General features: G+C 71.4%; 20 protein-coding genes. 10 read left to right on the top strand and 10 right to left on the bottom strand.

The window, feature by feature from the left end:
- Position 1: 1 nt before the first annotated feature.
- On the bottom strand, positions 2-1,954 hold the full coding sequence (locus tag ACQPY0_RS01670) for a SpoIIE family protein phosphatase (RefSeq protein ID WP_432983524.1): 1,953 nt from the start codon (positions 1,952-1,954) through the stop codon (positions 2-4).
- A 91-nt stretch (positions 1,955-2,045) separates the two neighbouring features.
- Here ACQPY0_RS01670 and ACQPY0_RS01665 point away from each other — a divergent pair, with 91 nt between their 5' ends.
- Together ACQPY0_RS01665 and ACQPY0_RS01660 are read left to right on the top strand one after the other, a co-directional pair.
- The gene (locus ACQPY0_RS01665; protein WP_432983521.1) at positions 2,046-6,422 is read left to right on the top strand and encodes a HAMP domain-containing protein; all 4,377 of its coding nucleotides are present in this window, start codon (positions 2,046-2,048) and stop codon (positions 6,420-6,422) included.
- A 34-nt stretch (positions 6,423-6,456) separates the two neighbouring features.
- Positions 6,457-7,035: a response regulator gene (locus tag ACQPY0_RS01660; protein ID WP_432983518.1), complete on the top strand. Its 579-nt coding sequence runs from the start codon at positions 6,457-6,459 to the stop codon at positions 7,033-7,035.
- A 22-nt stretch (positions 7,036-7,057) separates the two neighbouring features.
- Here the strand turns inward: ACQPY0_RS01660 and ACQPY0_RS01655 are convergent, their stop codons facing one another.
- Positions 7,058-7,381 (bottom strand): STAS domain-containing protein, encoded by a 324-nt coding sequence (locus tag ACQPY0_RS01655; protein WP_432983515.1) that lies wholly within the window; start codon positions 7,379-7,381, stop codon positions 7,058-7,060.
- Between the two features lie 101 nt (positions 7,382-7,482).
- On the opposite strand from ACQPY0_RS01655, the gene hemL reads away from it, so the two are divergent.
- Genes hemL through ccsB form a run of 6 tightly spaced genes read left to right on the top strand, consistent with a single transcriptional unit; the run spans position 7,483 to position 13,294 of the window.
- The gene (gene hemL / locus ACQPY0_RS01650; RefSeq protein WP_432983512.1) at positions 7,483-8,814 is read left to right on the top strand and encodes a glutamate-1-semialdehyde 2,1-aminomutase; all 1,332 of its coding nucleotides are present in this window, start codon (positions 7,483-7,485) and stop codon (positions 8,812-8,814) included.
- A 5-nt stretch (positions 8,815-8,819) separates the two neighbouring features.
- Complete coding sequence (locus ACQPY0_RS01645) at positions 8,820-9,455, top strand: histidine phosphatase family protein (protein WP_432994914.1); 636 nt, start codon at positions 8,820-8,822, stop codon at positions 9,453-9,455.
- Between the two features lies 1 nt (position 9,456).
- Entirely contained in the window at positions 9,457-9,993 is a 537-nt protein-coding gene (locus tag ACQPY0_RS01640) for a TlpA family protein disulfide reductase (protein WP_432983509.1), read from the top strand.
- Between the two features lie 3 nt (positions 9,994-9,996).
- Positions 9,997-10,752: a cytochrome c biogenesis CcdA family protein gene (locus tag ACQPY0_RS01635; RefSeq protein ID WP_432983506.1), complete on the top strand. Its 756-nt coding sequence runs from the start codon at positions 9,997-9,999 to the stop codon at positions 10,750-10,752.
- Positions 10,689-12,326 (top strand): cytochrome c biogenesis protein ResB, encoded by a 1,638-nt coding sequence (gene resB / locus ACQPY0_RS01630; RefSeq protein ID WP_432994912.1) that lies wholly within the window; start codon positions 10,689-10,691, stop codon positions 12,324-12,326. Before ACQPY0_RS01635 ends, resB begins: the two co-directional genes overlap by 64 nt.
- Positions 12,326-13,294, top strand: a complete 969-nt coding sequence (gene ccsB / locus ACQPY0_RS01625) for a c-type cytochrome biogenesis protein CcsB (protein WP_432983503.1) — start codon at positions 12,326-12,328, stop codon at positions 13,292-13,294. The genes resB and ccsB overlap by 1 nt, the downstream gene beginning before the upstream one ends.
- On the opposite strand, the gene ACQPY0_RS01620 is transcribed toward ccsB, so the two are convergent.
- The 8 genes from ACQPY0_RS01620 to ACQPY0_RS01585 form a co-directional block, all read right to left on the bottom strand.
- Positions 13,279-14,154 (bottom strand): oxygenase MpaB family protein, encoded by an 876-nt coding sequence (locus ACQPY0_RS01620; protein ID WP_432983500.1) that lies wholly within the window; start codon positions 14,152-14,154, stop codon positions 13,279-13,281. The genes ccsB and ACQPY0_RS01620 overlap by 16 nt on opposite strands.
- 24 nt (positions 14,155-14,178) lie before the next feature.
- Entirely contained in the window at positions 14,179-14,832 is a 654-nt protein-coding gene (locus ACQPY0_RS01615) for a hypothetical protein (RefSeq protein ID WP_432983497.1), read from the bottom strand.
- Positions 14,833-14,938: 106 nt separating this feature from the next.
- Positions 14,939-16,156, bottom strand: a complete 1,218-nt coding sequence (locus tag ACQPY0_RS01610) for an ABC transporter permease (protein ID WP_432983494.1) — start codon at positions 16,154-16,156, stop codon at positions 14,939-14,941.
- Positions 16,153-16,887: an ABC transporter ATP-binding protein gene (locus tag ACQPY0_RS01605; protein ID WP_432983491.1), complete on the bottom strand. Its 735-nt coding sequence runs from the start codon at positions 16,885-16,887 to the stop codon at positions 16,153-16,155. Before ACQPY0_RS01605 ends, ACQPY0_RS01610 begins: the two co-directional genes overlap by 4 nt.
- Position 16,888: 1 nt before the next feature.
- Positions 16,889-18,118: an efflux RND transporter periplasmic adaptor subunit gene (locus ACQPY0_RS01600; RefSeq protein WP_432983488.1), complete on the bottom strand. Its 1,230-nt coding sequence runs from the start codon at positions 18,116-18,118 to the stop codon at positions 16,889-16,891.
- A gap of 36 nt (positions 18,119-18,154) precedes the next feature.
- Positions 18,155-19,771 carry a sensor histidine kinase gene (locus tag ACQPY0_RS01595; protein WP_432983485.1) on the bottom strand — a complete coding sequence of 539 codons (1,617 nt, stop codon included), beginning with the start codon at positions 19,769-19,771 and terminating at the stop codon, positions 18,155-18,157.
- The gene (locus ACQPY0_RS01590) at positions 19,768-20,499 is read right to left on the bottom strand and encodes a response regulator transcription factor (RefSeq protein ID WP_432983482.1); all 732 of its coding nucleotides are present in this window, start codon (positions 20,497-20,499) and stop codon (positions 19,768-19,770) included. The genes ACQPY0_RS01595 and ACQPY0_RS01590 overlap by 4 nt, the downstream gene beginning before the upstream one ends.
- Positions 20,438-21,751, bottom strand: coding sequence for an efflux RND transporter periplasmic adaptor subunit (locus tag ACQPY0_RS01585; protein WP_432983479.1), 1,314 nt, complete (start codon positions 21,749-21,751; stop codon positions 20,438-20,440). The genes ACQPY0_RS01590 and ACQPY0_RS01585 overlap by 62 nt, the downstream gene beginning before the upstream one ends.
- 155 nt (positions 21,752-21,906) lie before the next feature.
- Here ACQPY0_RS01585 and ACQPY0_RS01580 point away from each other — a divergent pair, with 155 nt between their 5' ends.
- Positions 21,907-22,479: a hypothetical protein gene (locus ACQPY0_RS01580; protein WP_432983476.1), complete on the top strand. Its 573-nt coding sequence runs from the start codon at positions 21,907-21,909 to the stop codon at positions 22,477-22,479.
- Positions 22,480-22,926: 447 nt separating this feature from the next.
- On the top strand, positions 22,927-23,433 hold the full coding sequence (locus ACQPY0_RS01575; RefSeq protein WP_432983473.1) for a hypothetical protein: 507 nt from the start codon (positions 22,927-22,929) through the stop codon (positions 23,431-23,433).
- Positions 23,434-24,491: the final 1,058 nt, after the last annotated feature.

Raw genomic sequence — 24,491 nt, 5'->3', positions numbered from 1 at the left:
CTCAGGCGTCGTTGCGGACCGCGAAGATGGCGATGTCGTCGCGCGGCGCCTCCAGCGAGAAGCTCAGCGTCCGGGCGCGCAGGCGGGCGGCGACCACGTCGGCCGGGAAGCCGGCCAGGTTGGCGGCCTCGTCGCGCAGGCGGTCGACGCCGAACAGGTCGATGCCGCGGCGGCGCTCGGTGACGCCGTCGGTGAAGAAGATCAGCGTGTCGCCGGGGTCGAGGGAGATCTGGGCGCGCGGGGTGTTGATGGCGTCGAGGAGGCCCAGCGCGGTGCCGCAGGCGCCGACGAGCTCGGTCGTGCCGTCCGCGCGCAGCAGGACGGGCTGGTCGTGCCCGGCGAGGTGGAGCGTCACGTCCAGGCGGCCGTCCTGCCGGCGCAGGATCTGGGCCAGGCAGAGCGTGCAGAAGCGGCCGGCGCCGCGCTCCAGGAGGGTCTCGTTGAGCCGCAGGAGTACCTCGGGCAGCGGCCGCCCGTCGCGCACCAGCACCCGGGTCACGTCGCGAACCAGGCCGGTGACCGTCGCCGCCTGCACGCCCTTGCCGGAGACGTCGCCGACGACGACGAGCCAGCGGCGCCCGGAGAGCGGCACCACGTCGTAGAAGTCGCCGCCGACCTCGACGCCCTCGCCGGTCGGGACGTACTCGGCGCCGAACTCGACCCCGTCGGCCTTCGGCAGCTGGGGTGGCAGCAGCGAGCGCTGGAGGGTCTGGGCGACCCGGCGGCGCTCGGCGTGGATGTTGGCATTGTCGATGGCGAGGGCGGCGCGGCGGGCCACGTCCTCGACGACCGCGACCTCCTCGGCGCGCTGCCAGGTGTCGCGGTTGCCGCCGACGCTCAGGGTGCCGAGGTGCTGGCCGCGGGCGATCAGCGCGACGATGTATCCCTCCAGGGGCGGCCCCAGGGGTACGACGGCATCGGTCCCCATCGCCTCCTTCAGCTGCGGCGTGGCCTGGGCCAGCGCGTCGAGGAGGTCGCCGACGCGGGACTCGTCGGCGTGGGTGGCGGCGGCCAGCCGGAGCTCGCCCCCGGCGTCGGCGGAGTGGATCGCGCACCACTGCCCGAGCCGCGGCACGACCAGCCGCGGGATGAGCGCGAGCGTGAGCTCCACGTCGAGGGACTGGGCGAGCAGTTCGCTCGCCTCGGCGAGGAACGTGAGCCAGGTGCGCCGCTCGGCGTCGGCGCGGCTCAGCCGGTGGTTCTCGACCAGCAGCGTGAGGCGGTCGGCGGCGAGCGCGGTGAGCGGGCGCGCATAGGGGCTGGCGTCGCCGCCGACCACGAGCAGCTCGCCGCGCCACGGGCGGGCGACACGCAGCGGCACGCGGTGGCCGGGGTCGGCGGTGCCGCCGGGGCGCCCGAAGGCCGCGGCGGTGTGCGGGCCGTCGCCCTCGTCGACGGTGAGCGAGGCGCCGTGGGCCCCGGTCGCCCGGCACAGCCGCTCCAGCAGCTCCTCGGCGATCTCCTCCAGCGAGGCGCCGCGGCCGGACCAGGTCAGCGAGTCGATCGCATTCGGCAGATCGAACGTCGGCGGGTCGAACGCGTGCGCCCCCGGCCCGGCCGCCTCGGGCGCGCGGTCGAGGCGGAACCAGACGCCCTTGCCGCCGGCGAAGTGCAGGGTGCCCCAGGCCGTGGCCAGCTGCTCCACGAGGAGCAGGCCGCGGCCGCGCTCGGGCACCTCGCCGGTGGTCTCGGCGAGGCTGCGCCTGATCGGCCCCGGGCTGAAGTCGAGCACCACCACCGTGAGCGATGCGTCACCGGCCGTGATTTCCAGGTCGACCTCGGTGCCGGCGTGGATGACACTGTTGGTGGTGAGTTCGGTGACCAACAGCAGTGCCTCGTCGAGGACCCCGGCGAGGCCCCATTCGTGCGCGATCGTCCGGATCGCCTCGCGGGCCAGACCGGGAGAGCTATGGTCGGCCGGGAGCCTGATCCTCCGGACGGTCTGGGTTGTCACTATCGCAGTCTCCACTGAACGGTGGTAACAATCCAACCTGAAGGACGACGATAGGTGGACACCGCCTGCCCCCGAGACCGGTGGAGACGTCATGACCACAGTCGAAGAAGTCACCCAGAAGAGTCCGGAAACTCTGCTCCTGGAGGAGCTGTCGGTCGCCCTGGACCGGCTCGCGGCCGGTGACCTGAAGATCAGGTTGAGCCGGCGCGACGGGCTGCCGGGCGAGGTGGTCGAGCGCTTCAACCGGCTCACTGAGATGAAGCAGCACCACACCCGCGAGCTGCTGCGGATCAGCCGGGTCGTCGGCCGCGAGGGTCGCATGACCGAGCGGATGGACGAGGAGGGCTTCGAGGGCGCCTGGCTCGACCGCATCCACGCGGTCAACTCGCTCATCGACGACCTGGGGCGCCCGACCACGGAGATCGCCCGCGTGATCGTGGCGGTGGCCGAGGGTGACCTGTCGCAGCAGTTGGCGCTGGAGATCGACGGGCGGCCACTGCGCGGTGAGTTTCTCACCATCGGCCGCACGGTCAACACGATGGTCGACCAGCTCTCCTCGTTCGCCGACGAGGTCACGAGAGTGGCCCGCGAGGTCGGCACGGAGGGCAAGCTGGGCGGTCAGGCCCAGGTCACCGGCGTGGCCGGCACTTGGCGCGACCTCACCGACTCGGTGAACTCGATGGCGGCCAACCTGACGGGGCAGGTGCGGTCGATCTCGACGGCGGCGACGGCGGTGGCCCGCGGTGACCTGTCGCAGAAGATCACGGTGAGCGCGAAGGGCGAGATCGCCGAGCTGTCGGAGACGATCAACTCGCTGGTCGACACACTGCGGATCTTCGCCGAGCAGGTGACCCGGGTGGCCCGCGAGGTCGGCACGGAGGGCAAGCTGGGCGGTCAGGCCCAGGTCACCGGCGTGGCCGGCACCTGGAAGGACCTGACCGACAACGTCAACTCGATGGCGTCCAACCTGACCAGCCAGGTCCGCAACATCGCCCAGGTCTCGACGGCCGTGGCACGGGGCGACCTGTCGCAGAAGATCACGGTGGCGGCGCAGGGCGAGATCCTGGAGCTCAAGGACACCGTCAACACGATGGTGGACCAGCTCTCCTCGTTCGCCGACGAGGTCACGAGAGTGGCCCGCGAGGTCGGCACGGAGGGCAAGCTGGGCGGTCAGGCCCAGGTCACCGGCGTGGCCGGCACCTGGCGCGACCTCACCGACAACGTCAACTTCATGGCGTCCAACCTCACCAGCCAGGTCCGCAACATCGCCCAGGTCTCGACGGCCGTGGCGCGAGGCGACCTGTCGCAGAAGATCACGGTCGACGCGCGCGGCGAGATCCTGGAGCTCAAGAACACCGTCAACACCATGGTCGACCAGCTCTCCTCCTTCGCCGACGAGGTCACCCGCGTGGCCCGCGAAGTCGGCACCGAAGGCAAGCTCGGCGGCCAGGCCCAGGTCCGCGGCGTCGCCGGCACCTGGCGCGACCTCACCGACAACGTCAACTTCATGGCGTCCAACCTCACCAGCCAGGTCCGCAACATCGCCCAGGTGGCCACCGCGGTCGCTCGGGGCGACCTGTCGCAGAAGATCACGGTCGACGCGCGCGGCGAGATCCTGGAGCTCAAGTCGACCGTCAACATCATGGTCGACCAGCTCTCCTCCTTCGCCGACGAGGTCACCCGCGTGGCCCGCGAAGTCGGCACCGAAGGCAAGCTCGGCGGCCAGGCCCAGGTCCGCGGCGTCGCCGGCACCTGGCGCGACCTCACCGACAACGTCAACTTCATGGCGTCCAACCTCACCGCCCAGGTCCGCAACATCTCCCAGGTCGCGACGGCCGTGGCGCGGGGCGACCTGTCCCAGAAGACCACCGTCGACGCCCAGGGCGAGATCCTGGAACTGAAGTCGACCGTCAACACCATGGTCGACCAGCTCTCCTCCTTCGCCGACGAGGTCACCCGCGTGGCCCGCGAAGTCGGCACCGAAGGCAAGCTCGGCGGTCAGGCCCAGGTGAAGGGCGTCTCGGGCACCTGGCGCGACCTCACCGACAACGTCAACTCGATGGCGTCCAACCTCACCAGCCAGGTCCGCAACATCGCCCAGGTGACCACCGCCGTGGCCCGCGGCGACCTGTCCCAGAAGATCACCGTCGACGCGCACGGCGAGATCCTGGAGCTCAAGAACACCGTCAACACCATGGTCGACCAGCTCTCTTCCTTCGCCGACGAGGTCACCCGCGTGGCCCGCGAGGTCGGCTCGGAGGGCAAGCTCGGTGGCCAGGCCCAGGTGCGCGGCGTCTCCGGCACCTGGCGCGACCTGACCGAGAACGTCAACCAGCTCGCCTCGACGCTGACCACCCAGCTGCGCGCCATCTCGCAGGTGTCCACGGCGGTGACCCGCGGCGACCTGACCCAGCGGATCGCGGTCGAGGCGCTCGGCGAGGTCGCCGAGCTCAAGGACAACATCAACCAGATGATCGTCACCCTGCGCGAGACGACGAAGAAGAACGCCGAGCAGGGCTGGCTCGACTCCAACCTGGCCCGCGTCGGCGGCCTTCTGCAGGGCCAGCGCGATCTCGGCGAGGTCTGCCGCATGATCATGGCCGAGGTGACGCCCCTCGTCGACGCGCAGATCGGCGCGTTCTTCCTCTCCGGGACGGACACCGAGAGCGGGCTGCGCCTGCGGCTCGAGGCGTCGTACGGCTACGTCGCCCCCGGCACCGACATCAGCTTCGCCCCCGGCGAGGGCCTCATCGGCCAGGCGTCGCTGTCCCGCCGGGCGATCCGGGTCCAGGCCGCGCCGGAGAGCCGGCTGACGGTCCGCTCCGGGCTGGCCGAGACCCCGCCGGCCGACCTGGTCGTCCTGCCGGTGCTCTTCGAGGGCGAGCCGCTCGGCGTGATCGAGTTCGGCAGCGTCTCACCGTTCAGCGAGCTGCACCTGGCGTTCCTGGACCGGCTCGTGGTCACCATCGGCGTGGCGCTCAAGACGATCCTCGCCAACCGGCGCACCGAGGAGCTGCTGTCGCAGTCGCAGCGGCTGGCCCTGGAGCTGCAGGACCAGTCGGCGGAGCTGCAGCGGACCAATGCCGAGCTGGAGGAGAAGGCGACCCTGCTGTCGGAGCAGAAGGGCAACATCGAGAAGCAGAACCGCGAGATCGAGATGGCCCGGCTCGGCCTGGAGGAGAAGGCGCAGCAGCTCGCGCAGGCGTCGCAGTACAAATCGGAGTTCCTGGCCAACATGAGCCACGAGCTGCGCACACCGCTCAACTCGATGCTGCTGCTGTCCCGCCTGCTCGCGGACAACCCCGACGACAACCTCACCGCGCGGCAGATCGAGTTCGCCGCGACGATCCACAACGCCGGCTCCGACCTGCTGGCGCTCATCGACGACATCCTCGACCTGTCGAAGATCGAGGCCGGCCGGATGGACGTCGAGCCCGGTGAGGTCTCGTTCGAGGAGATCCGGGCGTACGTCGAGCAGGCCTTCGCCCCCCAGGCCGAGGACAAGGGGCTGGACTTCACCGTCGCGCCGGACCCGTCGCTGCCGCCGGCGATCGTCACCGACCCGCAGCGGCTCCAGCAGATCCTGCGCAACCTGGTCTCCAACGCCGTGAAGTTCACCGACCACGGCTCGGTGACGCTGTCCATCGGCATCGCCCCGGCCGAGCTGGACTTCCCGGCGCCGACGCTGGCCGGCGCCCGGCGCGTGATCCAGTTCGCCGTCTCGGACACGGGCATCGGCATCTCCGACGACAAGGTGGCGATCATCTTCGAGGCGTTCCAGCAGGCGGACGGGACCACCAGCCGGAAATACGGCGGCACCGGCCTCGGCCTGTCGATCAGCCGGGAGCTGGCCCGCCTGCTCGGCGGCACGATCGGCGTCACCTCGCAGGTCGGGCATGGTGCGACGTTCACGCTCTACCTGCCCGACGTCATCGCCACCGAGGTCAACCCGGCGATCCACCAGATGGTGCCGGTCCAGCCCATGTCGCTGCCGATGTCCCGCCCGCTGCCCTCGGCCCCGCCGATGCTGCGCTCGCTGCCGTCCGCGGACCGCCGCTCGACCGCCGCGGCCCACCAGCTCGACGGCGCGACGGTCCTCATCGTCGACGACGACGTGCGCAACGTCTTCGCCCTGACCAGCGCCCTGGAGCTGCACGGCATGACGGTGCTTTACGCCGACAACGGCGCCGACGGCGTCCGTATCCTCTCCGAGCACCCGGACGTCGACATCGTGCTGATGGACGCGATGATGCCCGACCTGGACGGCAACGAGACGACCCGGGCGATTCGGCGCAACCGCCGCTTCGCCGAGCTGCCGGTGGTGTTCCTGACCGCCAAGGCGATGCCCGGCGACCGCGAGTCGTCCCTGGCCGCGGGCGCGAGCGACTACATCACCAAGCCGGTCGATCTTGACGAGCTGCTTGAGGTCATGGCCGCCTGGGTAAACGGCGAGGGTCGCGCAGTGTAGGTTCGAGGTGGACAGCGTGAGAGGAGCAGCATCCTTGACTGGACCGGACCGGCCCGCGAAGGTGCTGCTCGTGGACGACCGGCGGGACAACCTGCTCGCCCTGGAGGCGATCCTGCAGGGCCTGCCGGTGCAGACGGTCGGCGCCGACAGCGGCGAGGACGCGCTCAAGCGCCTGCTGATCGACGACTTCGCCCTGATCCTGCTCGACGCCCAGATGCCGACGATGGACGGCTTCGAGACAGCCCGGCACATCAAGCGCCGCGAGCGGACCCGCCACGTGCCGATCATCTTCCTGACCGCCGCCGACCGGGACTCGCACCTGGCCCTGCGCGGCTACGCGGCCGGCGCCGTGGACTATCTCACGAAACCCTTCGATCCGTGGGTGCTCCGCGCGAAGGTATCGGTCTTCGTCGAGCTCTGGACGATGACGCAACAGCTGGCCGCCCAGTCCGAGTTCGTCCGCGCGCGCGACTCCGAGCTACGCGCGGCGGGCGTGGCGGTGGACGAGGCGACGGCGCTGCTGAAGGCGGCGCTGGCGGCGGACGGCGAGCTGGGGCGCGAGCAGGTCGAGAGGGCGATGACCGCCCTGGCCAGGGCCCGCGCCAAGATCTGAGCGGCGCCAAGATTCGGGGGGCTCACGCCTCCTGGATCATCAGGGCGTTGCGCAGGCCGGTGATGTCCAGGACGCGCATCAGGAACGCGCCCACGTTGACCAGGACCAGGTAGCTCTGCGCGAGCGTCGCCTTCCGGCTCAGCACGACCAGGGTCCCGAGCCCCTGCGAGTCGCAGAACGTGACCCCGGCCATGTCCAGCACGACCCGGGCCGGCGGCTCGTTCAGCACGTCGTCGACGGCGGCGGCCAGCCGGGGGACGGTCGACATGTCGATCTCACCGGTCAGCAACACGACGGTTTCGGCCGGCGTGCGGCGCACGGAGACGGAGAGATCGGGGCGATCCACCGGCCCAGCGTATATCTGATCACCCGATGCAGTGGCGTCGGGCACACCGCCGGAAGACCCGCGCGGAGCGACCGCCGAGCGGCTGTCAGAATGGGCAGGCTGTGACCGATTTTGACGCCGCCGGTCTCGGCCCGTACGCGGGTGACGCGCCGGCCTCTCAGGCCCTGTTCGACCGTGCCCAGGCCATCGTGCCGGGTGGGGTGAATTCACCTGTCCGGGCATTCCGGGCAGTCGGGGGCACCCCGCGCTTCATGGTCGGCGGCTCCGGCTGCTGGCTCACCGACGCCGACGGCCGGCGCTACCTGGACCTCGTCTGCTCGTGGGGGCCGCTGATCCACGGCCACGCGCACCCCGAGGTCATCGCCGCCATCACCGCGGCCGCCGCGCGCGGCACCAGCTTCGGCACCCCGACGCCGGGCGAGGTCGACCTGGCCGAGGAGATCGTCGCGCGGACCGCCGCCGACCAGGTGCGCCTGGTCAACTCGGGCACCGAGGCCACGATGAGCGCGCTGCGCCTGGCCCGGGGCTTCACCGGGCGCTCCAAGGTCGTCAAGTTCTCCGGGTGCTACCACGGGCACGTCGACGCGCTGCTGGTCGCGGCCGGGTCCGGGGTCGCCACGCTGGCGCTGCCGGACTCGCCGGGCGTGACCGGGGCGGCGGCGGGGGACACGATCGTCCTGCCGTACAACGACGTCCCCGCGCTCGAGGCGGCCTTCGCCGCGCACGGGGACCAGATCGCGGCGATCATCACCGAGGCGGCGGCCGGCAACATGGGAGTGGTCGCGCCGCGGGACGGGTTCAACACCAAGCTCGCCGAGCTCGCGCACCGCCACGGCGCGCTACTGATCCTCGACGAGGTCATGACCGGGTTCCGGGTGAGCCGGGGCGGCTGGGCCGGGCTGGAGCCGGTCGACGCCGACCTGTACACCTTCGGCAAGGTCATGGGCGGCGGCATGCCGGCCGCGGCGTTCGGCGGCAAGGCCGAGATCATGGCGCGGCTGGCCCCGGCCGGGCCGGTGTACCAGGCCGGCACCCTCTCCGGAAACCCGCTGGCCTGCGCCGCGGGGCTGGCCAGCCTGCGCCTGGCGACCCCGGAGGTCTACGCCCGCCTCGACGCCACGGCGGCGACCGTGTCCAAGCTGGCCTCCGACGCGCTTTCCGCGGCAGGTGTACCCCACGTGCTGTCCACGGCCGGCAACATGTTCTCGATCTTCTTCACGGACCGCCCCGTGCACTGCTTCGCCGAGGCCCAGACGCAGAACGTGAACGCCTTCCGGGCCTTCTTCCACGAGCTGCTCTCCAGGGGCGTCTACCTGCCCCCGAGCGCGTACGAGGCCTGGTTCGTCTCCACCGCGATCGACGACGAGGCCCTCAGTGTCCTCGAGAAGGCGCTGCCCCACGCGGCGGGCAAGGCGGCCCAGGAGTGGGAGTGAAGACGATCGTCCACGTGCTGCGCCACGGCGAGGTGTACAACCCCGAGAAGGTCCTCTACGGCCGCCTCCCCGGCTACCGCCTGTCGGAGCTCGGCGTGCAGATGGCCAAGGCCGCGGCCGAGTCGATGGCCGGCCGCGACATCACGCACCTGGTCGCGAGCCCGCTCGAGCGTGCTCAGCAGACCGCCGCCCCGTTCGCCGAGCTGACAGGGCTGCCGATCGGCGTCGACGACCGGCTGATCGAGAGCGCGAACTTCTTCGAGGGCAAGCGGGTCAGCGTGGGCGACGGCGCGCTGCGCGACCCGCGCAACTGGTGGGTGCTGCGCGACCCGGTGACCCCGTCCTGGGGCGAGGCGTACAACGTGATCGCCGCTCGGATGTACGCGGCGCTGATGGCGGCCCGCGAGGCGGCCGAGGGGCACGAGGCCGTGTGCGTCTCGCACCAGCTGCCGATCTGGACGCTACGGCGGCACGTGGAGAAGAAGCGGCTGTGGCACGACCCGCGCCGCCGCGAGTGCGCGCTGGCCAGCTTCACGAGCTTCCACTTCGAGGACGCGAAGATCGTCGGGATCGCGTATTCGGAGCCCGCCGCCCACCTCATCGCGCTGTCGGCCTCGGCCCGCCAAGCGAAGGGTGCCTGAGATGCGCCGCGTGCTCGCTCTGGTGCTGGCCACCGCCCTGCTCGCCCTCGCGGCGTGCACCAGCAGCGCGCCGAAGAGCGCGCTCGGCAGCCGCAAGATCGCGACCGACCAGCGCGTCGCGGCCCCCGCGGTGAAGGGCGAGCTGATGGGTGGCGGCTCGTTCGACCTGGCCGAGCACAAGGGCCAGGTGGTGGTCGTGAACTTCTGGGCGTCGTACTGCCCGCCCTGCCGCACCGAGGCCCCCGAGTTGGAGAAGGTCCTCGCCGCGACCAAGGCGCAGGGCGTCACCTTCATCGGCGTCAACGTGCACGACCAGCGGGACCCGGCCAACGCCTACCTGGCCGACATCAAGCCGACGTACGGCAGCATCTTCGACCCCTCCGCCTCGCTCGCGCTGGACTTCGACGTGCCGCCCAATGCGATCCCGGCAACGCTCGTGATCGACAAGGCCGGCCGGATCGCCGCGGTCATGCGCTCCGAGGTCGACCAGAAACTGCTCGAACCGGTCGTCCGCGACCTGCTCGCCGAACAGGCCTGACCCGTGAACCTCGCCGACGCCGCAACGGTCGCCGAGAGCGGCCCGCTGCTCGCGGCCGTCGCCGTGGCCGTCCTGGCCGGGCTGGTCAGCTTCCTCTCGCCGTGCATCCTGCCGCTGGTGCCCGGCTACCTCTCCTACGTCACCGGCCTGGCCGGCGCCGACCTCGACTCGGGGCAGCGCCGCGGCCGGATCCTCGCCGGCGTCGGGCTGTTCGTGGCCGGCTTCACCGCGGTGTTCGTCGCGCTGATCGTGCTGGCCACCCGGGCCGCGATGACGATGATGGTGCACCGCCGGACGATCGAGATCGTCATCGGCGCGGCCGTGATCGTGCTCGGCCTGGCCTTCATGGGCCTGGTGCCGGGCCTGGAGCGGCAGTGGCGCATCCAGCGGCTCCCGGCCGCCGGGCTGGTCGGCGCGCCCGTGCTCGGCGTGGTCTTCGCGCTGTCCTGGGCGCCGTGCACCGGTCCGACCCTCGCCGCGATGATCGCGCTCGGCTCGACCAGCGGCTCGCAGGCCCGCGCGGTCACGCTCGCGATCGCGTACTCGCTCGGCATCGGCATCCCGTTCCTCGCCATGGGGCTGGGCTTCCAGCGGCTCATCGGGGTCGTCAAGTTCATCCGCCGCAACAGCCGGTGGGTGACCCGCCTCGGCGGCGCCCTGCTCGTGCTGGTCGGCCTCGCCCTCGTCACCGGCGTCTGGAGCTCTCTCATGATCGCCCTGCAGGCGAACATCGGCCCGGCCGGAACGGCCCCGATCTGATGCGCCGGCTCTACTACATCGCCGCCGCCGTGCCCCGCCGCGCCTGGCGGCAGCTCACCAGCATGCGCACCGCGCTCGTGCTGCTGTTCCTGCTGGCCGTGGCGGCGATCCCGGGCTCGGTGCTGCCGCAGCGCAACGTCTCGCCGGAGAAGGTCCGCACCTACCTCGACACCCACCGGCAGTGGGGCCCGACGCTCGACCGGTTCTCGTTCTTCGACGTCTACGGCTCGCCGTGGTTCTCGGCGATCTACCTGCTGCTGTTCGTCTCGCTGGTCGGCTGCCTCGTGCCCCGCTTCCGCGGGCACATCGCGGCGCTGGTGAAAGTACCGCCAAAGGCTCCGAAGCGTCTCGACCGCCTGCCCGCGCACGCCGTCGTGGCCGAGTCCCCCGGCACCGAGCAGGACGCGCAGCGCATCCGGCAGGTGCTGCGCAAGCGCCGGTTCCGCACCGCCGTGCGGCGCGACGGCGACGTCTACGAGGTGTCGGCCGAGAAGGGCTACCTCAAGGAGACCGGCAACCTGGTCTTCCACTTCGCGCTGCTGTCGCTGCTCATCGGCGTCGCGTACGGCTCCTGGTTCGGCTGGCACGGCAACCGCCTGCTGGTGGAGGGCGACGACTTCGCCTTCTGCAACACGCTGCTCAACTACGACGAGCACGCGCTGGGCGCCCAGGTCGGCGAGAACGACCTGCCCCGGTTCTGCATGCGGCTGGACAAGTTCGCCGCGACCTACCTCGAAAACGGCCAGCCGGTGACGTACAAGGCCGACGTCAACGTGCAGCAGAACGGCCGCTCCACCGAGCACCTGCTGCAGGTCAACGACCCGGTGCGGCTGGACGGGGCGAACGTGTCGCTGCTCGGCCACGGCTACGCGCCGATACTCGAGTACACCGACAAGTATGGCAAGACCTCGCAGAGCACGTGGCCCTTCCTGCCCTCCGACGGCCGGCTCACCAGCGGGGGCGTGGCGACCTTCCCAGACGTCAACATCAACCCGCAGACCGGCACCCGCGACGAGAAGTCCCAGGTCGGCTTCTCCGGCATCTACCTGCCCACGGTCCCGTCCGACCCGTCGGTCAACTCCTCGGCGTTCCCGGCGGAGAACGACCCGAGGCTGATGCTGCAGCCGTACCACGGGGTGCTGGGCTTCGACGCGGGCGCGCCCCTGTCCGTGTACACGCTCGACACCCGCCAGATCGAGGCCGGCCGGCTGACCAAGTTCGGCGACCCGCTCATGCTCAAGCCCGGCCAGACGGGCACCCTGCCGGACGGCTCGACCGTCAAGTTCGTCGGCACCGCCCAGTGGATCAGCATCTCGATCCGCCACGACCCGGGCCAGCCGATCGTCCTCGGCGGCGCCATCGCGCTGCTGGCCGGCCTGCTCGGCTCGCTCACCGGCAAGCGCCGCCGGGTCTTCTTCCGCATCTCGCCCACCGGCATCTCGGCCGGCGGCCTGCCGCGCAGCGACTACCCCGGCTTCGCCGAGGAGTTCGCCGAGATCGTGCGCGCGGCGGCCCCCGGCGCGAGCGTGCCGGAGCAGGTGGCGCAGACTGACAACGTCGAGGAGGTTGTGTGATGGGCGGGTTGTCGAACCAGTTGTTGGCCGTCACGATCTTTTGCTACGTGCTGGCGATGATGGCGTACGCGATCGAGTACGCGTTCGGCGGCCGCAGCGTGATCGCCCGCGCGGCGACCCGTGAACTGGTCGGTGCCGGGGCCGGCGGCGGAACCATTGTTTCGTACGCGCCGGAGACTTCCGAATCGCCGGCCGGGCCGGCTGAGAGCACCGGCGCTCGCCGGGCCGGGATCACCGCCGTCGTGCTCACGGTCCTCGGCTACGCCGCCCACGTCGTCGCCCTGGTCACGCGCGGCATCGCCGCCGACCGCGCCCCGTGGGGCAACATGTACGAGTTCGTCATGATGGCCACCGCGGTCGGCATGACGGCCTGGCTGGTCACCCTCGTCAAGTGGCAGAACCTGCGCCACCTGGGCCTGTTCGTCACCCTGGTCGCCGCGATCCTGCTCGCAGTCGCCGGCATGACCCTCTACGTCCCGGTCGGCCCGCTGGTCCCGGCCCTGCACTCGTACTGGCTGGTCATCCACGTCGGCGCCGCCGCCACCGCCTCCGGCACGTTCCTGGTCGGCTTCGTCGCCGCCGCGATGCACCTGATCCGCTCGGGTTACGACGCCGGCAAGACCCGCTTCCCGTACTCCCTCGGCCGGCGCCTGCCCGAGGCCGCCACCCTGGAGCGGGTCGCGTTCCGCGTCCACGCCTTCGGCTTCCCGATCTGGACCTTCGGCGTCATCGCCGGCGCCATCTGGGCCGAGGCCGCCTGGGGCCGATACTGGAACTGGGACCCCAAGGAGGTCTGGTCCTTCATCGCCTGGGTTGTCTACGCCGGCTACCTGCACGCCCGCTCCACCCCGAGCGTGAGCCGCCGCGTGACGTCCTGGATCGCGGTGATCGGCTGGGCGACGATGCTCGTCAACCTCTTCGGCGTCAACCTGGTCGCCAACGGCCTGCACTCCTACGCCGGCGTCTGATCGGACCGGCGGCCGCCGGAAGCCCTCGCGGCCGCTGCGCCTGGAGTTCGGCCCGCTTCGACGTCGTGGCCCTGGCTCGCTCCTGACGCCCGCCGCGTCCGGGGCGTCGTGGGTTCGGCGCGCGGCGGCAGCCGGCGCACCACGCGGCGCCGGACCCGCAGCAGCGCGCCGGCCGCGAGGCGAACGGCCGCCGGTGGAGCGGGCAGGCCGACGGCGGTCCGGACGCCGGGGTCCAGCAGGGCGCCGATGACCGGGCGGACCAGGGGGCGCAGCCACGGGCGGACGCGGCCGCGGGCCATGGCCAGGGTGCGCTCGCTGCACACGCGGCCCGCGTCCGTGAAGGCGAACGCCGACTCGCAGCGCTCCAGGTAGGCGGTCAGCTCGGCCGGATCCGTGGGCAGGCCGGGCGCGGCCATGCGGCGGCCCAGCTCGGCGTAATAGGTGGCCACGGCGGTGCGCTCGGCCGGGGCGAGGGGGCGCCAGCCGAAGCGGTCCAGCCAGCGGATCAGGGTCACCGCCAGGGCGGCCAGGGCGAAGCGGTTGTGCTCGGCGGTGACCGGGGTGCCGCGGTGGCTGCGGTTGACGAAGCGCAGGATCTCACGGCCGCGCGGCGAGTCCAAGCCGTGCTCCACCAGGTCGCCGAAGGTCAGCGAGGTGATCTCGGCCCGGGCGAGCAGGGCGCCGGTCGAGCCCACCGCGGCGGCGACGGGCGGGTTGGCGTACAGATGCCAGATCATGAGGCGCCCGGCCATCCGCACGTCCCACGGGAACTCGTGGAACATGAGCAGCCGGACGATCTCCTCGTGATCGCGGGACGGGTCCAGGGTCGCGATCCGGTCCCTGATCTTGAAGCGGCGCACGCCGCCGAGGATAGGAGCAGGGCGCTACTTGCTCTTCGTGATCGAGGTCGCGGTCACCGAGCCGTCCGCGGTCTGGCCCTGTACGGTCACGGTGGAGCCGGCGGTCAGGTCCTTGAGGGCGCCCGGGGTCGAGACGGTGGTCTTGTCGCTGGTCTTGACGATGACCGTGTTGCCGTCGGCCGTCTCGATGTACACCGTCGTGCCGTCCACCAGCTTGACCGTGCCCGTCACGCCGCCGCGTCCGCCGGTGGTGCCCTGGCCGCCGTTGCCGGCGTTGGCCCCGTTGCCGCCCGCGCCGGGGAAGCCCTGGCCGCCGTTGCGGCCGGCGAACGCGCTGGCGAGGGCGGCCGGGTTGACGCCGCCGCCGGGGCCGGCCGAGGCTGGGGCGGTGCCGTAGCTCTTCTGCACCTGGGCGCCGCCGACGAAGCCGACCACCAGCAGGGCCAGGCCGGCCAGGACGTAGGTGGCCCGGTTGGCCAGCCGCCGCGGGGCGGACTTGGCGATCCGCTCGTTGAGGTCGTCGTCGAGCGGCGGCTCCGCGAGGAGATCCGGCTCCTCGTCCGGGTCCTCCACCGCCTCCCGCACCAGCGGCAGCACGTCGGTGTCGTCGGTGGAGAGGACTGGGCGCTCGTAGGGGGACGCCTCCGGACGGCGGAATGGCGAAGCGGCGTGGCTCACGGACATACTCCTCGTCGACTATCTGCCGCGCGGGTGGGACCAGGTTGCGATGCCCGCGGGGGGTTCGGCAGCGCAACCGGGACCCGCCCGCGCGGAAGGAGAACAATCACTCGTACCGAAGGGCCTCGATGGGCCGCAGGCCCGCCGCGCGGCTGGCCGGATAGCTGCCGAAGAACAGGCCGATCGCCACCGAGAAGCCCAGCGCCAGCGCGACCGAACTGGGCACGATGACGGGCTTGATGCTGACGATGGTGAACTGGCTGCCGATGACCGCCGCGGCCACGCCGAGCAGCCCGCCGATGAGCGACAGCACCGTCGCCTCGACCAGGAACTGGGTGAGGATGGTGCGCTTCGGCGCGCCGAGGGCCTTGCGGATGCCGATCTCCCGGGTCCGCTCGGTGACGGTCACCATCATGATGTTGGTGATGCCGATCCCGCCGACCAGGAGGCTGATCCCGGCCACGGCGCCGAGCAGCAGCGTGAACGTCTGCGCGGTGTTGGCCCGGGTCTCCAGCAGCTGGGACTGGTTCAGGATGCGATACGCCGAGGTCGACGACGACCCGGTGATGTTGAGCTTCGCGTTGAGGATCGCGGTGATCTCCGACTGCGCCTCGCTGACCGCGTCCGGCGAGGTCGCCTGGACGAGGAGCTGGCTGAGCGAGCCGTATCCGGTCAGCGACTCCTGCACCGCGCTGACCGGCGCCATGGCGACGTCGTTGGGGTCGTTGAAGCCGCTGCCGCCCTTCTCCGCGAGCACCCCGATGACCGTGAACAGCTTGCCCGAGACGGTGATCTGCTTGGACAGCGGGTCGACGTTGCCGAAGAGCTCCTCGGCGACGGTCGAGCCGATCACCACGACCTTGCGCGAGTCCTTGACGTCCTCGTCGCTGAAGAGTGCGCCCTTGGCGATCTTGAAGTTGGACGCGCCGACATATCCCGGATACGTACCGACGAACTGCGCGATGGTGTGGTCGGTCCCCTCGTAGGTGGCCGACTGCGAGCCCGTCACCACCGGCGAGACGCTCTTGACGTGCGGGGCGTCGTCCTTGTTCTCCAGAGCCGGCACGAGGGTCATGTTCAGCGCCGTGTTCTGGGTCGACGCGGCGCCGCGCGCCCCGCCGCCGGCGCCGGCCGTCACGGTCAGCGTGTTGGTGCCCAGCGACTCGATCTGCTTCTGGACCGCCTGGGCGGAGCCGTTGCCGACCGCCACCAGCAGGATGACAGCCGCGACGCCGATCAGGATGCCCAGCACGGTGAGGCTGGAGCGCAGCTTGTTCGCCGTGATCGCGCGCAGCGCGAAGCGGATGGTCTCGAAGATGTTCACTTGAGCCGCTCATCCTGGACGATGCGTCCGTCGACGAGCCGGATCAGCCGCTTCGCGCGCTCGGCGACGTCCGGCTCGTGAGTGATCAGCACGATGGTCCGGCCCGAGTGGCTGAGCCGGTCGAACACGGCGAGCACGTCGTTGGTGGACTGGGTGTCGAGGTTGCCCGTCGGCTCGTCGGCGAGCACCAGGGCCGGCGCGGTGACGAGCGCCCGGGCGACCGCGACGCGCTGCTGCTGGCCGCCGGAGAGCTGGTTGGGCTCGTGGTCCTCGCGCTCGGCCAGGCCCACCATCTTCAGGGCCGCCCGGGCCCGCCGGCGCCGCTCGGCCGCCTTGACCCCGGCGTAGGCGAGCGGCAGCTCGACGTTGGCCAGCGCCGTCGTCCGCGCGATGAGGTTGAACGCCTGGAACACGAAGCCGATCCGCCGGTTGCGCACCAGGGCGAGCTGGCGGTCGTTGAGGCGGCTGACGTCGACGCCGTCGAGGAGGTAGCTTCCGGTCGTCGGGATGTCGAGGCAGCCCAGGATGTTCATGAGCGTCGACTTGCCCGAGCCCGACGAGCCCATGATCGCGACGTAGTCGCCGCGCTCGACGGTGAGCGTCACGCCCCGCAGGGCGTGTACCTCGGTCTCGCCCTGCCCGTAGATCTTCTTGACGTTCTGGATGTCCAGCACCGGCTTGACGGCCGGATCGAGCCCCAGGCCGGGCTCGGTCGTGCTCAGCACGCTCATGTCAGTTGCCCCCGCGGAAGCCACCGGCGCCGCCCTGGAACCCGCCGCCCCCGCCCGGGAAGTTGCCCCCGCCGGGGAACTGCTGGTTGGTGTTCGTGCCGGTGGTCGAGTTGGTGGTCGTCGTGGTGATGACGACCTGCTCGCCGGCCTCGAGGCCGGACTTGACCTCGACGAAGCCGCCGCCGGTGATGCCGACCTCGACCTGGCGCTGCTCGGTCTGGCCGTTGACCGACACCTGGACCGTGCGCTGGCCGCCCGCGGTGCGCAGGGCGGTGCTGGGTATCCGCAGCACGTTCTGCGCCTCGGCGATCGTGACCACCGCGGTCGTGCTCTGCCCGAGCCGTACGCCCTCGGGGAGGGTGTCCAGGGAGATCGTGACGGCGTAGGAGTTCACGTTGTTGCTGGTCGTGGCGGTCGGCGAGATCGTGGCGACCTTGCCGGTGGCCCGGGTGCCGGACAGGGCGCTCCAGGTGATGTTGGCGGTCTGGTCCGCCTTGAGCTTGGTCGCGTCGGCCTCGGCGAAGCTCGCGTTGATCTGCAGCTTCGTCAGGTCCGCGAGCTGGATGAAGCCGCTGCCGGAGCTGGAGGAGGAGCTGCCGGTCGAGCCGGTCGAGCCGGCCGCGTTGTTGCCGCCCCCGCTGCTGGACGAGGAGCCCGAGGCCGAGGAGCCGACGGCGCCGTTGACGGCGGTGACGGTGCCGGCGATCGGGGCCGTCAGCACCGTGCCGTTGACGGTCGCCTGTGCCGAGGTCACGTTCGCCTTGGCGGTCGCGACCTGGGCCTCGGCCGAGGCGATGGTGGCGTCGTCGGCGTTGTTGTTCTGGTCGCGGGTCAGCGCGGCGCTGGCGGCGTTGAGGTTCGCCTTCGCCGTGTCCAGCGCGGCCTGCGCGGCGCTCGGGTCAACCTTCGCCAGCGTCTGGCCCTTGGTGACCACGTCGCCGACCTTCACGTCGACCTCGGTCACCGTGCCGGAGGTGGAGAAGTTGGCGTTCGCGGTCGCCGCGCTCGCCACCGACCCCGTCGCCGACACCGTCTGGGAGACCGTGCCCTGGGTGACCGCCACCATGCGGGTGCGGGTGGTGGTCGACCCGGTGCCGGCGCTCGCGGCCGGGCCGCTGACGATCTGGTACGCCCAGAAGGCCCCGCCGGCCGCGGCGAGCACGAGCACGGTGTTCACGAGGGTCACGGAGTTGAGCCGTGGCCGGCCGGGAGACGGCAGCGACAAACGCATGAGGGGAATCGTGGTGCTCGTCGCTCGGAGCGACCCTCAGCGAACCTCGGAGTTGCCTCGGAATCCGGTTGCCCGCATTTCCACCGATTCATCCGGGCCGTCGGCGTCCAGATCGGCCTCGTCGAGCTCGTTGCCGGCGAGGTCGTCCTCGGGAATCTCCAGGGCTGGCAGCAGTACCCGGAAGGTGGCGCCCTGACCCGGCGCCGTCCACAGCTCGACGCGGCCGCCGTGCGCCTGGACGATCGAGGCGACGATCGACAGGCCCAGCCCGGCGCCGCCGTAGCGGCGGGAGCGGGAGCCCTCCGCGCGGTACAACCGCTCGAAGACGCGCACCGCGTCCTCGGGCTTCATGCCCGGCCCCGTGTCGCTGACCTCGATGCAGCCCAGCGGCACGCCCTCGGGCAGCGTGGCGCCGACGGTCGCGATCGGCAGCATCGTCGGCGGCCTGGCGCGCCCGACCTTGACCACGATCCGGGTGTCCTCCGGGGTGTGCGTCAGCGCGTTGCTGACCAGGTTGGCCACGACCTGGCGGAGCCGGGCCTCGTCGCCCTGGACCGTCACCGGCTCGAAGGTCACCGAGCGCTCGTCGAGCGCGGCGAGCTGCACGAACCGGGTCGGCACCCGCACGTGCGCGTCGCGAACGGTGTCGGCGGCGACGGCGAGCAGGTCCACCGGGTGCTCCTGCAGCGGCCGCTCCTCGTCGAGGCGGGCCAGGGTCAGCAGGTCGTTGACGAGCAGCCGCATCCGGCTGACCTCGGCGTCGATGCACTCCATCGCCTCGTCGAGGGCCGGCCCGGGCGGGGCGCCGCCGCGCCGGTACAGCTCGGCGAAGCCCTGCACGCTGGTCAGCGGCGTGCGCAGCTCGTGCGCGGCGTCGGCGAGGAACTGCCGCAGCCGCCGCTCGGACGCGGCGCTCTCGTCCACCGCGCCCTCGATGCGGGTCATCATCGTGTTGAGTGCGATACCCAGCCGCCCCGACTCCGTGTGCGGGTCGGCGTCGTCGACGCGCCGGGACAGGTTGCCGGCGGCGATGTCGGCCGCCGCCTCCTCCATGCGCGTCAGCGGCGCGAGCCCGACCCGCACCAGCGCGGCCGTGGCGAAGCCGACCAGGATCAGCAGCGCGACGCTGACGCCGGAGCTGTACTGGATCATCTGGTCGCGGGTCGCCTCGACGTCGGCGAGCGAGACCGCGCGCACGATGTAGCCGGTCTCGATCCTGTCGCGCGACGGCGCGGCGTAGACCCGCACCCGCCAGGCAACGCCCTTGGGGCCGGTGACGGTGAACGGCCGGCCGTCGGCCGCGTGCTGGGCGAGGTCGCCGAGGCGGCTGGGCGGCAGCAGGGGCGTCACGTCGACCTTGCCGGACCGGCTGACGAAGTAGACCTCGTACTGCGGCCCCGGGTTGAAGTCCTCGCGGGAGCGCTGCGGGGTGAACGACGAGCTGGGCTGGGGCACCGGAAACGACGCGTTGGGCTGCAGGGGGCGGGGGCCGCCGCCGGCGCGCAACTGCTGGTCGATCTTCTCGCTGAGGTACGAGTTCAGCAGCACCACGCCGATGACGTTGGCGGCGATCAGGGCGACGGCGGCGATCGACACAACGGAGACGACGATCCGGGTCTGGACCGTCCAGTGTCTCCAGGGCCGCAGGTTCACCCCTCGGTTCTCGGCAGTCTCAGCGCGTAGCCGACGCCGCGGACGGTGTGGATGAGCGGCGGGTCCCACTTGTCGATCTTGCGGCGCAGGTAGTAGACGTAGCTCTCCACGATCCGGCCGTCACCGCCGAAGTCGTAGTTCCAGACCCGGTCGAGGATCTGGGCCTTGCTCACCACGCGGCCGGCGTTGGTCAGGAGGTATCGAAGAAGGTTGAACTCCGTCGGGGACAGGTCGACTCGATTGCCGCCGCGGCGCACCTCGTGGGCGTCCTCGTCCATCTCCAGGTCGGCGTAGCGCAGGACCCCGCCGTCGACGAGTTGCTGCTGCTCGCCCAGGCTGCGGCGCAGGATCGCGCGGATCCGCAGCACGACCTCCTCGAGGCTGAACGGCTTGGAGACGTAGTCGTCGGCGCCGACGGTCAGCCCCGAGATGCGATCCTCGACCGAGTCCCGCGCGGTCAGGAACAGCACCGGAACCGGCCGGCCGCTGGTGCGCAGCCGCTGGGCGACCTCGAAGCCGTCCAGGTCGGGCATCATCACGTCGAGGACGACCAGGTCCGGCCCGTACTCCGCCGCGGCGGTCAGCGCCTCGTGCCCGCCGGTCGCCACCCGCACCTCGAAGCCGGTCAGCCGTAGCGTGGCCGACAGCAGGGCGCGGATGCTCGCCTCATCGTCGACGACGAGGACCTTCGGCTGGCGTTCGGTCGCCTGGGACACGGAAACGGGCATCGGCTCCATCGTCACTGACCCACCTCAGGATCTCATCGCCCTGGGCAAGTCCGCTCTTGATCTCGGTGTTGACGTCGCCGCGCAGCCCGGTCTCGACAGCCCGCCGCTCGTCCTTGCCGTTGACCCGGACCGTCACGAACCCGTCGTGCACGGCGGTCGAGGGCACCGACAGGGCATCGTCCACGGACGCGGTGACTACGACGACAGTAGCGCTCTGACCGTAGAGCAGCGTGCCGGGCACCTTGTCGAAGGAGATCAGGGCGGCGTATCGCACCAGGCGGTTCGACACCGTGCCGGCCGGATCGATCTGCATGACCTTGCCGTCGTACTTCGTGCCGACGCTGTCCGGCAGCGTGATCGTGGCGGTCTGGCCGACCTTGAGCGCGGCCACCTCGGCCTCGGTGAACTGGGCCTTCACCACGACGTCGCCGGTGCCGGCCAGCGTGATCACATTGGACCCGGCCTGGCTGCCGACCGTTGCGTTGACCGCGAGGATCTTGCCCCCGACCGGGGCGGTGATGACCGTGCCGGCGAGCTTGGCGTTGGCCTGGGTGAGGCTCAGCTTCGCGTTGTTCAGCCGCTGCTGGGCGTTCATGAGGTTGTCGCTGGTCTGCTGGACCTGGTTGGCGCGGTTCTGGGCGACGTTCTGGGTGTTGCCCTGCGTACCGGTCTGACCGCCTTGTCCCCCGCTTCCACTTTGTCCACCCGTCCCGCTTTGCCCACCACTGCCACTTTGTCCGTTACTGACGCCGGTTTGTTCGGTACTGCCGCTTTGTCCATCCGTGCCGCCTTGTCCGCCCGTGCCGCCGCTTTGTCCGGTTGATCCGGCCGCGTGGGAGGTGGACGGGGCTGCCGTTGTCGGGTTCGCCGTCGGCAGGGCCAGCGCGGTGTCGTGCGCGGTCTCGGCCTTGTCCAGCGCGTCCTGGGCGCTGGAGACGCTCTCCGAGGCCTGGTCGACCGCGTCCTGGGCCGCCGAGTTGTCGATCTTCGCCAGCTCCGCGCCCGCGTTGACGACGTCGCCGGCCTTGACGTTGAGCTCGGCGAGCGTCCCGCTCGTGGTGAAGCCGAGGCTGCGGCTCGCCTGAGCCTGCACCGCGCCCGACGCCGACACCGTGGTGCTGACCGCGCCGCGGGTCACCTTCGTGGTGCTGACGTGCACGGGAGCCGGCTTGTCATCGCCGGTGAGCACGACCGCCGTCACGGCCGCGGCCGCGAGCACGGCGGCGCCTCCGGCCAGCCACCAGACCTTCATGGGTCAGTAGTTCAGCGGGTTCTCCTCCCGGCGACCTAGGCCGGACCTCAAAGTTTCCTGAGAGCCGATTCGCCGTATTTGGGCGCGTTGGGTTGTGAGCAAATTTTGAGGTACGGCCGACTTCCCATCGAGCTTCGCGCCGTTGCATCACACAGGTGAAGAACAAGCGGATCGGCGGCGCCGCCCTGGCGCTCGCCGCGGTGGCGCTCTTCGCCGCCGCCTGCGGCTCCTCCGACGACACCGCCCCGGCCGCCGCGGGCGCGTCGGGCGGCACGGACTACGCGTCCTGCCTGCGCAACAACGGCGTCGACCTCCCGCAGTTCAATGCGTCGAACCGCCCCACCGCCCGCCCGTCGGGCTTCCCAGACTCGCGCCCCTCCGGCGAGGGGCGCCCGTCCGGCCGGCCACGCCCGTCCGGCAGCGGCGGCTTCCGCGGCGGCGGCGGCTTCTTCGGCACCGCGGCTCCGTCCGGCGTAGACCAGCAGACCTGGGAGAAGGCGCAGAAGGCGTGCGAGTCCCTGCGCCCGAGCGCCTTCCCAGGCGGCGGCAACGGCTTCCCGGGCGGCGGCGGCAATGGCCGTGACGCGGCGTACCGCAACTGCCTAACCGAGCACGGCGTTACCGTCACCGGCTCGACAGACCAGCTGGACAATTCGGACGCGAAGGTGGCCGCCGCCGTCCAGGCATGCGCGCCACTGAAGCCCAGCCCCCGCCCGTCGGCCTCCTGATTTCTCCAAGCCCCCCGCCCGATCGGCCACCTGACTTCTCGAAGCCCCGCCCCATCGGCCGCCGGTTTTCTCCAAGCCCCCGCTCCATCGGCCGCCCGACCGCTCCAAGCCCCCGCCCGATCGGCCGCCGGATTTCTCCCTGAGGAATCACTGCGCCCGGCGACCGATCGGGCGGGTATGTCGATCGAGTGCACCCCTGATTGCCCGGAGGGTCACCGGGTAGTTCGATGCCCGGGGCGGGCCGTCGCTCCACCGGCGACCCGCCCCGGCTCATACCACACATTCGCAGACCTCGCTCCAGGGTGCGTCGGTGTCGCACCCGCTGTGCGCCGGTCTTGCGGCCACATATCGGCAAAACCGGACATCGTGGGAGTGTACGGACGCCGCGGTCGCGAGATCGGCGCACGAAACGCGTGTCGGTCCGCAGGGCGGGTCGTTGCCCACGATATGGAAGCGCTGGACACCTTCTCACGGACGTTCCTGCCGGCCACGGCGCTGGCCAAACTGCCCGGCCGCACGGTCGCCCGCCACGTCCAGGTCCTGCGCCACTGCGCCGGCGACCGGGACGCGGTCGCCGTGGTCGCGCGCTGCCAGACCCACACGAGCCGCCGCAACATCCTGATGCTGACGCGCAACCGCCTGGTCGTGACGAGCGAGTCCCGATTCCTGCACCGTGTGCACCTACACCTGAACGCGGACCTGCACCAGCTGGCCGACGTAACCTGGACCCCGGAGCCGGACCGCAAGGGCCTGCAACTGGGCGTGACCGCCATCGACGGCATACGCGAAAACCTCTGGATCCACCTCACCAGCGCCACCGAGACGTGGCGCCTGGACGAGGCACTGAAGCAGGCCTTCCGCACGCCGTGGGGCATCATCGAGCCGGCCCGCCCAGCAACCCACCGCCCCGTAACGGCGGCGACCAAGCCCCGCACCGAACTCCGCCTGGCCTGATCCCTTACCTGCGACCCCGGGCAGGTCGGCGAGCCTGAGCCGCTCGACGACCGCCGGGCCGGGGTCGAGCCCCCGCCACCGGCCGCACCACCTCGAGCCAAGGAGCCGGCGATCTGCCAGCCAGCCCCCGATCGGGCTCATGGCCCCGCGAGGCGAAAATCCGACCAGAGCGTCCGCCAATGGACACAGGATCCATCGAACATGCGAGTTCTCTACGCTCAGTGACCAACAGGAAGTCCGGTGCCCGTGCGTCCATCATCGCTGCTGGAACCAGGGCAACAGCGGAGCCTCGACTCCGCCCGGTGACGACACCACGGTCACGTCGGCGGCGACCGTGCTCCCGCTCCTGCTCGACCCCTACCACCCGGGGCGCCGAACGCAAGGAGTGACCGGCCCGGCGTAGCTGGCCGTGGTGATGTTGTCGGGCCGCACGCCCGGCGACCGGCTCCAGGCCGTCTGATAGTCCAAGGCGGCCGCCGGCGAGATCGGGTGCGCGGCTGACAAGGTCGGTGCGGTCCGGGAGAAGCGCATGGCGGTCTGCCTGTGGCGGGGTTCGGCGGTGGCGAGAGATGTGTCGGTGGTGCGGCGGGCGGACGGGGGGTGGGTGCTGGGGCTGGTGCGGTGGGTGGTGGCGCGGCGTTGCTGGACCGGCTCGGCCGTTGCTGCGTTGGTGATGCGGTGTCGCTGCTGTGATGGTGAGGCTGGTGCGTCGGTGGTGGTGACGCTATGGATCGACGGCACGCCGACTGGCCGGGCCGGGGACGCGGCGGCTGAACCGGTCGGGAGCGCGGTGACTCGACCGGCCGGGAGCACGGTGCGTCGACCGGCCGGGGGTGCGGTGGCGTCGGTGCGGGCTGGGAGCGCGGCGAGGGTGAAGGACTTGGCGAACGCTCCGGCGAAGGCTCTGGCGATGGCGCACGGGACGTCGGCGGCGATGGTGGCCTCGGCGGCTGCGTACGAGGCGGCGGAGGGGGCGCCGGTGGGGCGGCAAGGTCGCGCGGGCGAGACGGCCCGGGCAAGGCCAGCAGGGCGGGCGCGGCCGGATGGGAGCGGGAGTC

The organism is Dactylosporangium sp. CA-233914, from assembly GCF_050942935.1.
Classification (GTDB): domain Bacteria; phylum Actinomycetota; class Actinomycetes; order Mycobacteriales; family Micromonosporaceae; genus Dactylosporangium.
The sequence above is the reverse complement of the archived record's forward strand: the minus strand, read 5'-3'. Positions and strand labels throughout refer to the sequence as shown.